Annotated in this window: 11 protein-coding genes; 4 read left to right on the forward strand and 7 right to left on the reverse strand. The window is 65.6% G+C overall.

All coding sequences use genetic code 11. The annotated features are described in order from the left end of the window. Window positions 1-3 precede the first annotated feature (3 nt). Window positions 4-1,278 (forward strand): hypothetical protein, encoded by a 1,275-nt coding sequence (locus F0U63_RS44475; protein WP_395840745.1) that lies wholly within the window; start codon window positions 4-6, stop codon window positions 1,276-1,278. A gap of 926 nt (window positions 1,279-2,204) precedes the next feature. Here the strand turns inward: F0U63_RS44475 and F0U63_RS44480 are convergent. The 3 genes from F0U63_RS44480 to F0U63_RS44490 all read right to left on the reverse strand — a co-directional run bounded on the left by F0U63_RS44480 (window position 2,205) and on the right by F0U63_RS44490 (window position 5,620). Continuing rightward, window positions 2,205-4,478: a M14 family zinc carboxypeptidase gene (locus F0U63_RS44480; protein ID WP_395840748.1), complete on the reverse strand. Its 2,274-nt coding sequence runs from the start codon at window positions 4,476-4,478 to the stop codon at window positions 2,205-2,207. Window positions 4,479-4,613: 135 nt separating this feature from the next. Next, window positions 4,614-5,018, reverse strand: a complete 405-nt coding sequence (locus tag F0U63_RS44485) for a hypothetical protein (RefSeq protein ID WP_395840750.1) — start codon at window positions 5,016-5,018, stop codon at window positions 4,614-4,616. 233 nt (window positions 5,019-5,251) lie between these two features. Then, entirely contained in the window at window positions 5,252-5,620 is a 369-nt protein-coding gene (locus F0U63_RS44490) for a DUF1330 domain-containing protein (RefSeq protein ID WP_395840752.1), read from the reverse strand. A gap of 343 nt (window positions 5,621-5,963) precedes the next feature. Here F0U63_RS44490 and F0U63_RS44495 point away from each other — a divergent pair, with 343 nt between their 5' ends. Beyond that, complete coding sequence (locus tag F0U63_RS44495) at window positions 5,964-6,542, forward strand: TetR/AcrR family transcriptional regulator (protein WP_395840755.1); 579 nt, start codon at window positions 5,964-5,966, stop codon at window positions 6,540-6,542. Between the two features lie 123 nt (window positions 6,543-6,665). Here the strand turns inward: F0U63_RS44495 and F0U63_RS44500 are convergent, their stop codons facing one another. Continuing rightward, window positions 6,666-7,778, reverse strand: a complete 1,113-nt coding sequence (locus F0U63_RS44500; protein WP_395840757.1) for a YopT-type cysteine protease domain-containing protein — start codon at window positions 7,776-7,778, stop codon at window positions 6,666-6,668. A gap of 285 nt (window positions 7,779-8,063) precedes the next feature. Then, window positions 8,064-8,849, reverse strand: a complete 786-nt coding sequence (locus tag F0U63_RS44505; protein WP_395840760.1) for a helix-turn-helix domain-containing protein — start codon at window positions 8,847-8,849, stop codon at window positions 8,064-8,066. A 70-nt stretch (window positions 8,850-8,919) separates the two neighbouring features. Between F0U63_RS44505 and F0U63_RS44510 the strand changes: the two genes are divergently transcribed. Beyond that, window positions 8,920-9,855: a DMT family transporter gene (locus F0U63_RS44510; RefSeq protein WP_395840762.1), complete on the forward strand. Its 936-nt coding sequence runs from the start codon at window positions 8,920-8,922 to the stop codon at window positions 9,853-9,855. 43 nt (window positions 9,856-9,898) lie between these two features. Here the strand turns inward: F0U63_RS44510 and F0U63_RS44515 are convergent, their stop codons facing one another. Next, the gene (locus tag F0U63_RS44515) at window positions 9,899-11,194 is read right to left on the reverse strand and encodes a cytochrome P450 (RefSeq protein WP_395840764.1); all 1,296 of its coding nucleotides are present in this window, start codon (window positions 11,192-11,194) and stop codon (window positions 9,899-9,901) included. A 190-nt stretch (window positions 11,195-11,384) separates the two neighbouring features. On the opposite strand from F0U63_RS44515, the gene F0U63_RS44520 reads away from it, so the two are divergent. Continuing rightward, complete coding sequence (locus tag F0U63_RS44520; RefSeq protein WP_187344895.1) at window positions 11,385-11,528, forward strand: hypothetical protein; 144 nt, start codon at window positions 11,385-11,387, stop codon at window positions 11,526-11,528. Between the two features lie 71 nt (window positions 11,529-11,599). Here the strand turns inward: F0U63_RS44520 and F0U63_RS44525 are convergent, their stop codons facing one another. Beyond that, window positions 11,600-12,388, reverse strand: a complete 789-nt coding sequence (locus F0U63_RS44525; RefSeq protein ID WP_395840767.1) for an SDR family oxidoreductase — start codon at window positions 12,386-12,388, stop codon at window positions 11,600-11,602. Window positions 12,389-12,550: the final 162 nt, after the last annotated feature.

Genomic DNA, 12,550 nt, shown 5'->3' on the forward strand with positions numbered 1-12,550 from the left:
CCCATGCCAGAGGATCCACTAGAGTTCTTTCGGTTGCGCGCATTGGCCAATGCACACCCCATGCGCATCAAGGCTGAACTGGTCAACGAATCGCTCAGCATCCTATGCGCCAGCTTTGGGACAGAGTGGCTATGCGCCTGTGTCAATGACGTAAAGAAAGCTTCGATATTTCCGGATCGCAAACACCCGCTCGGAAGATTCCTCCACGTTGCAGGAGAGCCGCAGATCGCAGAAGTGATTGAATTGGGCAGATACCTCCTGGCCTTCTCCAGCTCTCCGGCATTCGGAACGATTGTGAGCACGCTGGCTGCTCCATCTCAGTATCAGAGCACCCTTTTGCAACTCGCCACTGCGTATAGGCTGCGGCGCGCACTCAATGTGGACGTGCATCTTGAGCCGCCTGCTCAGAATGGCCGTCTTGGCGACATCTCCTTCGAGTATGCCTCAAATAGGTACAATGCCGAATGCTACCTGCCGCGGATTGAAGGCGAAGTTACGCCTGAGTGTGAACTCCTCCTGAAGGATTGCCTGAAGATATTGAAGGAAGCGGACGTTCCGATATCTGCCGCCATTCAACTATGGTCGATGCCGAATGCGGCTTTACGCAAAGTGATGGTGGGGCTGATACGGGAGCAGGTGAAGGAAATCAAAGAATGTCCGCCGCATGCGGATACATTCAAACAAGTGCTCATATCCGGGAAGCATGCAATCATCTCCTTGAGCCAATCATTCGAAATTCCCCTAGGGTCGGCTCCTCCTGTTGTTAGGCATCCGGCGTTTCCGCGGCAGGGCAATGACTACGTCGCAGCCTGTACCGTGGGGCACGCAAGCGAACATGGGCTCCGCGGCATCCAGCGTGCGAACATCCACGGAGTAGCACGCGGCATTGTGGCTCTTTGGCTTCCACCTGAAGAGGAGACTGAGGCGTCGCTCAGCAAGGATTTGACGAAGGACATTGAGCAACTCAGCAAGAAGATCGAGAAGAAAGTTGCCCAAACCCGTGGAGACGAAGGGGTCAGAGGATTGGTAATTGCTGAAACATGGATAGCAACCCAGATGAGCAGGGCAACGGAAGGGCAGTTGAAGGGATTGCGCAGGAGAGTCCTAGACAACCACGCACGCATTGACGCACTGTTACTGATGTCAAGACATTGGAACCACGAGTCGCGGCGCCACAAGTATCATATTTTCCCCGTCACGCCCGTGGACCGACGCGAAGCGACTGCTGGCATGCTCGATGAAGTGGTTCGCCTAGAGGCTACGACCTCAATCCCATGATTCTTCGGAAGATGGGAACACAGGCGAGTCGGGCTCCCTAATGCACCGCCTACGCGCCCCAATCTGTGCGCTCGTGATGAAGGGAGTGCTAAACTATAACGGCAGGACATATCCGCGACTCGGTGCGCTCGTCGGGCTTTCTGAGCATCGCCCGACGAAGTAGCAGCCGCGACCTCGACCGTCAGCACGGCCTTCTCTGAACGGGTATGAGCATCCTGCGGGAAGATCGCAGAGGCATGAAAGAGAGCGCCGTGATGCTTGCGGCAGTCGAGGCAGTGGCACACGCCGACGCGGCACGGCCGTCCCGACGCGACGATGCGGACGCTGCCGCACAGGCAGCCAGCAAGGAACTGCTGGAGGAGAGGACGCCGCGAGTGAATGGGGCCGAGCTGCTCAGAAGGACGTTCGACTTGGACGTGTTCGCCTGCGTGAGATGTGGAGGCAGGCGACGGGTTTTGGCGGACGTGACTGCACCCGGTGGGGTACGCGCCATTCTGGAGCACCTGGGGCTGCCGACGTCGAGGGCACGCTTGGCTAAAGCCCAGAGGCCCGCCCAGCGCGCGTGGTGTTGAGCCCCAAGCCCTCACGCTGCCCCACAAGCCCACGCCCCTTGCCGCCGCCCCCTGCTGGGTGGGCCGCTTGGGCCGACGTGTGCCTGAAGAGGGCTGCACCTCCTCTCCACCGGCCCGGCGCACAGCCCTGGCCGCCCCCCTCCGCTCCCTCCCTCTCCCTCAACAGGGCCCTCATCCCGCCTATACTCCGGATTTGGTCCAAATTTGGTCCGACAAGAACCGATTTGGTCCCCTGATGCGAGCCGTGCCTTCTTTTTAGGAGTGGGTTCGACTCAAGGCGGCGGGAAAACTCTACTGGAGGCGGCGGGAATCGAACCCGCTGCCTCAGATGTTGAAGCGCGCCGCCGGATGGGCTCAGGGGGCGGAGGTATAGCTGGCGGTGAGCGTCACCCCCGAGAAGGAGGAATACGGGTTGAGCATCACGAACCAGCCGCCCGCCTTCGTTTGCAGGGGATTCTCGGTGTTGCCAGACCCACCGCAGGTCTCGTTGTTGCCGGAGGCGTACGGGCGGCAGTCATAGGCGGAGGACGTGGGCAGCTCGCCGTAGCGCACATACAGGTCGGCATCACCGGAACCGCCAGAGACACGCACGCTGAGGAGCGTCGCGCCAGTGGGGACGTCGATCCGGTAGTACAGCGGCTGCCCCTTCTGCGCGGCCAGATTGGACACGGGCACTCCGTTCTGGAGCACGCCTCCCTCGAAGACGGAGACCTGCTGGGAGAGGCCGTGGCGGGCCCCCTTGTCGTCGGTGACGGTCAGGGTGACGGTGTAGCTCCCCGGGGTGGCGTAGGTATGGCTCGGATGGGTGGTGGTGGCGGTGCTGCCATCACCGAAGCTCCACGCGCGCGTGGCAATGGTGCCGTCGGCATCGGTGGAGGCATCCGTGAAATTGACCGTCATCCGGCTGGCGCTGTAGCTGAAGAGCGCGACGGGCGCGGCGTTGCTGCTGTCCCCGACCTCGAAGCGCACGGCCTGGGGGGTGCCCGGCTTGCCGTCGGCGTCCGTCCCCTGCACGTAGAGGGTGTGCACTCCGGCGCGCAGGCCGGTCGTGGGGATGCTTCCAGTGACGGTTTCGACCGATGCGTTGAACGTGCCATCGGCCGCGGAGAGCGCGATCGGCGTCGCCCCCGTGGCCCAGGGAGGCAGATCCAGGTAGGCGCGGGCCGAGGCAATCGTGTGCACCGGCTCGGAGCCATTGCTCTGGTTGAAGCGGCGATCATCGATGGTGGCGGTGACGGGCAGCGGGGTGCCGGGCGAGACGACCGACAGTCCCGTGCTCACGGAAGTGGTGTCCGGCCCGGAGGGATACCGGTACGGCGCGTACAGGTTGCGCGCGGCATAGCGCAGCGCGGCGAGGTTCTTCGGGAACGTGCTGGACTCGAAGCTGGAGCAGTCCTCGAAGAAGGCGATCCCGAGCTCGATCGTGTACGCCGGCACGCCGAGCAGACCATAGAAGTTGTCGTCAGTGGCTCCCGTGGTGGGATACAGCCCGACGGATTGCTGGGGCGTGTATCCGTTGAAGCCGGCGAGCCGGCGGCCGAGAGTCTGCAACGCGGTGGAGTTGGGTGCCTTCGCGCTCGTATCGCCCCAGGGCCACAGCACGAGCTGCGAGTAGCTGTGGATGTCGAAGAACAGGCCTCGGTAATCGTCCGGTGCCGCGGAACTGGCCGTGTCTCCGCGGCGATCCGGGAACACTCCTCCGGTATAGACGCCGTTGCTACCGGCGACGCCAGCGACGTACTTGACGACGTTCTGCGTTTCCGGCTCGGAACCAGCCGTGGGCCCGCGATAGGTCTCGTCGCAGGGGGAAGTGCTGGCCCCCCCGGATACGCTGTTCCAGTGGAACGGGAAGTTGCGGTTGAGATCGACGCCGAAGCGGGAGCTGCTGCAGGTGCCGTTGGTGTTGTTGGTGTTCTTGCGCCACGACGCGCCCGCCTCGGCGCGCTTGCGGCCGTCGGGGTTGGCCTGCAGCACGAAGTGGAAGCGGAAGTTGTCGAGCAGCCAGGTCGCCTCGGCGTCGCTTCCGTAGCCGGAAACGAGCCATTCCGCGAAACGGGTCATGGTCTCGGCGGTCGTGTACTCGCGGGCATGGATGGCGCTGAGCACGACCATGTTCGCCTTGTCGGGCACGGTGGCGTTGGTCGCGGCATTGGTCAGCCGCAACACCCTCATCGAATAGCCCGCCTGCGCGTTCCTGCTGCGCTCCCAGCTCGGGCCAATCTCCACCACCGAGGCCAGGTTGGGTGCTTGCTGCACCAGCGAATCCATGGCGCCGTAGGTTTCCTCCACCGTGCGGTAGCAGGAGTAGCCGGGAATGCTCCTCAGGCTGTTGTGCTGCGTCAGGGCCGTCTGGAGTCGCTGCAGACGCTCGGTGCCCACCTTGTCGATTTCCACCCGCAGGCCGGCGCGGCGGAGTGCATCGAGTTCCTCGGGCAGCGCCTCGGTTTGCACCGTCTTCTTGATGCGGTCGACAATCAGGTGCTGGAAGCGCGGAGCAATGGAACGAACCTGCGATTCCTGGTCGTAGTGGGCGGTGACGAAAACGGGAAGCGGCTCGGCCGCGAACGCGGCGGAGGATCCCCCTGTGGTCGTCAGCAGAAACGCCAGCACCGTGGAGCTGATTCTCATATTTTCAGTTCTCCTGAAGAGACAGCGGGACCTGACAGGTCCGCGACCTGACGGTCACCCTGCCCAGTATCACGCGGCAGGAATCCGCGCACGGCATGTCTGATGTGCCGAGGAGGACGTCTGACTTCGACGTGTTCACCTGCCCGCGGTGAGGTACGTCAGCAACTCGTCCTCGTCCTTGGAAATCATCCGTTCGAAGCCGTCACTTCGGGCATGACGTTGGATCTGCATCACGCCCACGTTGCTGCGCACGAGCACGCCGACCTTGCGGAAGCCGCTGATCCAACGGGGGCGGTGACGCTGCTCCATGACGATTTCGAACTCGGGATCGTTCCGGCCGGGGCCGGCCCGGAGGTCGGCGAGCAGTCCGTACCGCGAGCGCCCCAATGCATCCAGGGCGTCACCGAGCCGCGCGAAGATGCCGCCGAGCTCCTCGAGCGAGGGGAACGGTGTGCTGCTGCGAACGGTGCGGACGATGCCCCTCTGCTCGTCGACGAGGACGGTGAAGTACTCATCCTGGAAGACCTGCTTGTCTGTCATGGAGGGTGACCCATCGATTGGATGTGCACCCGTCTAGCGCGATTGAACCAGCCGTCGCAACCAGGCCTCGCCACTCAACCTGCCCTCCTGGATGACGAAAAGCCCCGGCTGCTCCTCGCAGCCGGGCCATGTCACCCCCGCTCATCGCGCGCCAACGACGCACAGCCGCTGGCACCAGTCCGTGAAGGACAGGCCCAGGTGCTGCTGGCCGCGGCGCTCGACGGCCGAGTCCTTCACACGTTGACCGTACGGAGCGGTTGCAGCACGGCCTCGAGGAGCGACGATTCCCGCATGGGACCGGCTTGCTGGATGTAGTCCGGATCCTCGATCATGTCGGCGAAGGCCTTCCGGGAGGGATACTTCACGAGTGCCACGGCGTCCCAGGCCTGCCCGTCTTCCGCCGCGAGCGCTGGCAGGCCGTCACCGACATAGAGAACCTCCCCTCCGTAGCGCGCCACCAGGGGACCGGACAGGGCGATATACTTCGAGTAACGCTCACGTCCTCCGCCCGGTTGGAAGCGCAGGAGGTTGAGCATGACGACCGGCTTGCCATCATCATTCTTGATAAAACGTTTGACTTCATCGCTCATCAGCGTACGCATGTCTCGCCTTTCCAACGTGGAGGGTGTTGCTGTAATGGTGTTGCACTGAAGACGTGTGGCGTCATGCACCTGTCCCGTTGCTCGGCCCCTTCAAACCTGACAGGAAAGCCAGCAGTGCCGTCTCGAATCGCGTCCGGCGCCTCGAACCGAGGTCAATGTCTTGCTTCTTCGATGGGCACAATGCCGCTCGAACCCGGTCTCCCAGGACGGCTCGTGACCGCGCCGGGCCGGCGCACGGCTGCTTCGACAGGATGAAGGCGTCTTCCGCCGCTGTTCCTCAATGTCCCGACCCTTCTAACACGGTCGTATTGAACTGGCAAGACGAGTGTATTAGGACGGGCTCGTGAGCAAGAACCAACGAGAGGCGCTGCTCGAAGCGGGAATGGAGCTCGTGCACGCGCGAGGCTTCGGCGCGACCGGGGTCCGGGAGATTACGCAGGCGGCGGGCGTGCCCCAGGGCTCGTTCACGAACCACTTCCGTTCCAAGGAGGGGTTCGGCGTCCTCATTCTCGATCGTTATGAGCAGAAGCTGGACGGCATCATGAATGAGACCCTCGGCAACGAGGCGCTCTCGCCGGCGGATCGGCTCAGGGCTTATTTCGCGCACATTTCGAGGACAACCGCCGAGGCGGGGTGGCAGCGCGGGTGTATCGTCCCCGACCTGGCCGCCGAGATCGCGGTTCATGGCGACGCGCTCCGCGAGCGACTCTGCGCGGTGCTCGAGCATCAATCCGCGCGCTTCGAGGAGGTGGTTCGCCTGCTCCGGCCAGACGACGAAGCGGCGGCGAGCGATCTCGGCGCCTTCCTGCTGGCGGCCTGGTACGGCACGCTGCTCAGGATGAAGGTCGAGCGGAATCCGGCCGCGGTGGAGCGCTTTCGCCGGATGCTCGAGGGGTTCCTCCAGCCGCCTCCGCGGAAATAACGCATCGGGACTGGGCGCTGCTGGGAGTGAGGGCTGGAGCGGAGGGGCCGAGGAGGGCCGCGGGCGGGTGCCGGCCGCACACCGGCCCAGGTGGCTCCGTGCGCCAACACCCGGCGCCTGCCTTCACCTCACCCCGAAGTGGCTGACCGAGAACCGGTCGTTGCTATCCATATAGAGCGAGGCAATGTGATCCGTGGCCACATTGAGCATGGCCTTGCGATCCTTCATGACGAACTCGCCGGTGTTCGGGTCCATGAACTTGCAACCATGGGGCCCCACCTCGATGCCCATGACGTGCCCAGGCCCTCCGTCCTTCGAATGCACGGACAGGGAATAGAAGCCCGGATTCTGGGTGGCGGCATCCAGGTCATGGGCGAAGTCATGGGTGATGTTCTTGTTGCTCACCATCTGGGTGTGCGGCAGCCTTCCTCCGAGGCGCGCCGCCTCGTTTTTCTCGGCCTGGGCGAGCCTGGCACCCGTATTGGCGATCTTTTGTTGGGTGGCCTGCATGTCCGACTCCAGCTGATCCACCCACTTCCTCACCTGATTCGCCTTCTTGGGCGAGAGCCGCCCCGCTTGCATCGCCTGGATGTGAGGGGTGAGTTCCTGCAGATCCCGCATGTGCTGCTCACTCTCGGCCTTGTTCTGCAGCATTTCATTGCGCAGCGCATCCATCCGGCCATTGAAGCGCTCTTGCCTGTCAATCAGTTGCGGCATGCCGTGATGCAGTGACTGGGTAAAAGCCGCCGAGGCCTGGTCCATGGAGGAATGCCGGGCGCCCTGCTTGATCCACTCCTCGGTCATGGCGTTGCAGACCCCACCATTCGTACCGGGGCAGGAGCCCTGGGCTGTGAATTGGGTGAGACGGGTCCCCTTGTTCTCCTTCGCGACATCCGCACAGAACTGCTGGATGTTGGGCCGGACCCCCCACGGCGGAACCGCGGGAGGGGGCGGAGAGGGCGTCCGCGAGGAGCGCCCATAGCCCACTGTTCCAGCGCGTGCACTGTACGCGGCGTGTTCCTGGGGCGACGGCGTCCGGTGGTGGGATGAAGGGGACGTTCGCGACGACCGCCCAGCGTACTGACTCTGTTCCGGGTAGCCCGGGGTCGAGGTCGGCGCCGGCCCTTGTGTCGGGTACGATTGGGGAGACCTCGTCACATTGGCCGGAGCATGAGATTGACCCGACTGCCTCGCGGGGGCGTACCTTCCGGGCGACTTGTTCCTGATTCCTTCCATGATAGTCCTCCGAGCCGCTGTCTCCGGTCCCTGGTGCGCGAGCCCCGGTCTTCCAATGTGGAGGGAATGCGGCAGATGTAGTATAAGCGGAACAAACGGGAAATAAAGACTCGTTGGAAACAATCGTGGTCTGGCTCGTTTTCTCCGAATACGAGAACCCGGTGCGGCGCCATGGCACGGCGCGCCAGAAGCACTTCTCGCGACGAGCTCCCGCTTGCTTCACGTCCGCCAGCACCCGCCGCCTCCAGGGACTGGCCCACGCGGCCCCGCGGCTCAGACGACGCGTCAGGAAGCCGCGAAGCCCTGGCCGCGCACCTTGTCCGGCGTGGTGCCCGTCATTCTCCGGAACATCGCGATGAAGGCGGAAGCACTGCTGTAGCCCAGGTCCAGCGCGATGGCCTCCACCGAGCGGCCCATTTCCAACATCGCCAGCGCCTTGACGACGCGCAGCCGCTGACGCCAGTCCGTGAAGGACAGGCCCAGGTGCTGCTGGCAGCGGCGCTCGAGCGTGCGCTCCGTGGTGTGCACCTCTCGCGCCCACTGCGCCAGCGAGCGCCCATCCGCCGGATTCTCCTCCAGGGCCGTCAGCACCTGCCGCAGCAGCGGATCGTCGGAGATGGGCAGGTAGCTGCCCTGGGGCGGAGCCTGGGCGAGTTGGTCGATGAGCACCTGGAGGAGCCGGCGGTCAGCACTCGTGCGGGGATGGTCCACCCCGTGCTCGCGCAGGTGCTCGAGGAGCGACTTGATCAGCGGGCTGACCGCGAGCGCGCACGTCGTCTTCGGCAGGGCACGGCAGCGCTCCCGGGCGAGATAGAGCGAGCAGTGACTCGCCTCGTGGCGATTCATGCCGACGTGCTCCACGTCGGGTGGCAGCCAGATGCCGTACTGCGGCGGCGCCAGGTAGTGGCTGTCGGCGAGCTTGAGCTCCATCACCCCGCTGAAGGCGTAGACGAACTCGCCCCAGGGATGTCGGTGCCGGGGGTACGAGGCCTCCTCCGTCAGGTTGGCCGTGCGGAAATAGACGGGGTACGGAAGCTTCGTGGTGAAAGGAACCTGGAGTTGCTTCGCCATGGCGGCTTCTCGGCATGGGTTGTCGGATTCGCGCTATATGAATCGAGCCCGCCATACGCAATATGGGGGCATGAGTTCCTCCCGGAAACCCGCCGATGGCTTCGCGCTCGCGACGATGCTCCTGCTGTGCTCCATCTGGGGCATGCAGCAGGTGGCCGTCAAACTGGCCGCGCCCCACGTTCCCCCCTTGATGCAGATGACCCTGCGCTCGGGCATCAGCGCGCTGCTCGTGGGCCTGCTGTGCTGGGTGCGTGGCGAGCGCTTGTCCTTCCGGGATGGAACCTTGCGTCCCGGCGTGCTGGCGGGCGCGCTCTTCGCCGCGGAGTTCCTCTTCGTCGGCGAGGGCCTGCGCCACACCCACGCCTCGCACATGGCCGTGTTCCTCTACACCTCGCCCGTGTTCGCCGCGCTGGGCCTGCACTGGCTCGTGCCCTCCGAGCGGCTGCGGCCCATTCAGTGGGCCGGCATGGGGGTGGCGTTCGCCGGCATCCTGCTGGCCTTCGGCGGAGGATGGCTCCGGGGAGGGGTCAGCCTGGAAATGATTGCGGGCGACGCGCTGGGCCTGCTCGCGGGCCTCGCGTGGGGCGCCACCACCGTGGTGGTGCGCGTCTCGGCGCTGTCCGACGCGCGGCCCACCCAGACGCTGCTCTACCAATTGCTGGGCGGCTTCGTGTTCCTGCTGCCCGTGGCCCTGCTCACGGGTCAGGCGGGCCCGGTGTCGCTCACCGGCGTGGCGTGGGCGAGTCTGCTCTTCCAGGGCATCGTGGTGTGCTTCGCCAGCTATCTCGTCTGGTTCTGGCTCCTGCGGCGCTACCTCGCCTCCACGCTGTCGGTGTTCTCGTTCATGACGCCCCTGTTCGGCGTCACCGCGGGCGTACTGGTACTGCACGAGCAGGCGGACGCCTCCTTCGCCGTGGGCGCCGTGCTGGTCCTGGCGGGGATTCTCGTCGTCAGCGCGCCGGGCCTGCTGCGCCCGCGCCCGGCCCTGAAGACCGGCGAGGCGTGAGGTCTCGCCGGGTGCCGCCGCGGGCATGAAGTCCGCGCTCGGCTCAGGGCATGGGCGCGCTGTTGTCGCCAGCGCGCTCCATCCCTTCCTCGACGGCCCTGACGTTCGCGATGACGAACCGGCTGGCCGGCTCCGCTGGAATCCTGGAGAGACTGACCCGGAGATCCTGTGGCGGTACGTCGTAGCGCATGCCGCGCGTGAGCATGCGCGCGGCGACCTTCATGAGCGCGAGGGTGCTCCATTCGCCAGCGCAGCGGTGCCCGGTGTGATGCTCACCCCCACCCTGCGGAATGAACGAAAAGGGGCTCCCGTCCCAGGTCCGGAACCGCTCCGGCCGGAACTCGTGGGGACGCTCCCACAGCCGGGCATCATGGTTCGTGCCGTACAGGTCCAGCAGCACGCGCCGGCCCCGGGGGAAATGGTAGCCCTTCCACGTGAAGTCCCGCCGGACGCGGGCCACCACGAACGGCATGAAGGGAGAGGAGCGCCTGACCTCCTGCACGAAGTGCTCATACGCCTCGTCGTCATCCTCCTCCAGGAGCCGCGCGCGGCGCTCGGGGTGCTCGTGAAGCGCGAGGGCCTCGAACATCACGAACCGCGCGACGACGACGATCGGGCGCAGCACATTCAGCAACTCGACCGCCGCCAGGCGTGGGCTCAGCCGCTTTCCATCCGGTCCCCGGTACTCCGCCACCGTCCGGAGGGCACTCCCCTCGGGAGCAGCATGCCTGCCCGCGCGAACCCGGATGACCAACCTTCCCAGCCAGACTTCGGACCGCATCCGCATGAGGCGCGCGCGCCAGTGCCTCGGCCCGACGCTCGCCGCGCCATCAAGCAATGCCGCGAGTTCGCGCGTCCTCTGGACCACCTCGGCCTCGGGCAGCGGCACCCCGGTCCACGCGCAAGCCACACGGCAGAGGAGCTGCTGAACCTCGTCGAGGAGCACGAGCCGCCCCTTGCGCGCCCACTCGCGGAGGGAAGCCCTCCAGTGCGTCTCCGCCTGCTCGGAGAGACGCCGGATACCGTCCGGCGACATGAGCGACAGGAACATCGCCTTGCGCGAGCGGTGGGCCTCACCATCCAGTTCCTGCACGGCCCCCCTGCCGAAGAACGTCTTGCGGACACGAAGCGGGACGGCGCCGCGCCGTTGGAAGCGCTCCGAATCGTAGAACATCCGGGCGGCCTCCGCCCCGCTCATGCAGAGGGTGGGCCGCAAGAGCAGGCGCGTTTCGAAGACATCGGAGCGATGCCGGGCGCAGCCGTGACCGATGAACCGGTAGCCTTCCGACAACAGCGCAAGCGTGCTGTCCGGCCTCGGATCTCGCGGCACTCCAGCCATGGCACACGGAACATGGACACGGCGGCCCGGTTGTCCATCCCGGCTCGCTCCAGGACCCGCCTGCTCACCCGGTGCCCCTCGTAACGAACTGGCGTGGCCCATCCTCCCGGCTCATCCCCGCGCGTGCCGCCCACTCCCAACTTGAGCAGGGCAACACCCGAATCACTCACGCTGCACTGGGAGGAAGACGATGAAATTCAAACGTGCGGGCAAGAAGGCGCTCAAGGGATACGCGGGCTGGAAGATCCTGACCGGCGTGACGAAGTGGGCGGTGATCGCCGCGGCGGGCTTCGGGGCGTTCCGACTCCTCCAGGACCGCAAGGTCCCCGCCTAGGACGGCCCGGCCGGAGCCATCGCGCCAGCCGCCGCGCGATGGCCGCGCCAATGCCACGGCGATGTCCAGGCTCAGACCTTGCGCCAGTCGTCGTTCTGGAGGCCGTGCGCACCAATGGCCGCCATCAGCTCGAGTCCTCCGTCGATGACGAGCGACGTGCCGGTGATGAAGGCCGCCGCCGGGGTGGTGAGAAAGACGACGAGGCCCGCCACTTCGCGGGCGTCACCCGGCCGGCCCAACGGATAGCCCGGACGCTTGACGGTGCGCGGGTTCACGTTGTCCTGGTCCGTCATCGGCGTGGAGATCTCCCCCGGGGCAATCGCGTTGACGGTGATCTGATGCTGCCCCAGCTCGGCGGCCATGACCTTGGTGAGAAGTCCGAGCCCGCCCTTGGCCGCGCAGTACGCCGAGGAGCCCATCAGAGGGACGTGCTCGTGGACCGAGGTGATGGAGATGATGCGCCCTCCCCGGCCCTGCTTCACCATCCGCCTCGCGGCCCGCTGACAGCAGACGAACGCGCCATCGAGGTCCACGCGAAGCGTCTGGCGCCACTTCTCCCAGCCCAGGTCGAGGAACGCGGTACTGTCACCCGTTCCCGCGTTGTTCACGAAGACGTCGAGGCCTCCGAGCGCATCGGCCAGCTCGTCGATGACGCCTCCGGCCTCCGGAAGCTGATTCAGGTCCAGCCGGCGCACCTCGGCCCGGCGGCCCTTCGCCCGCACCTGGGCGGCCGTGTCCTCGGCGCCCTTCTGGTCCTCGTGCCAGGTGATGCCCACATCGAAGCCCGCCTCGGCGAGCGCCACCGCCGAGGCCTTCCCGATGCCCGAGTCCGACCCCGTGATGATTGCCACACGCACCATGCTCCCTCCCGATTCGCGTTTGGCCGCACCCTATGCACGGGGCAGTGCGTGGACCGCCGGATGCGTGCGCCATGGGTCCACGTGTCGACAGCTCCAGCCCGCTCCGCGCGGAAGTGCACACAGGCACATGCGTCACTCAGGCCCGGCGCGCCCAGGGGTCAT

It is taken from the genome of Cystobacter fuscus, from assembly GCF_044360685.1.
Lineage (GTDB): Bacteria > Myxococcota > Myxococcia > Myxococcales > Myxococcaceae > Cystobacter > Cystobacter fuscus_C.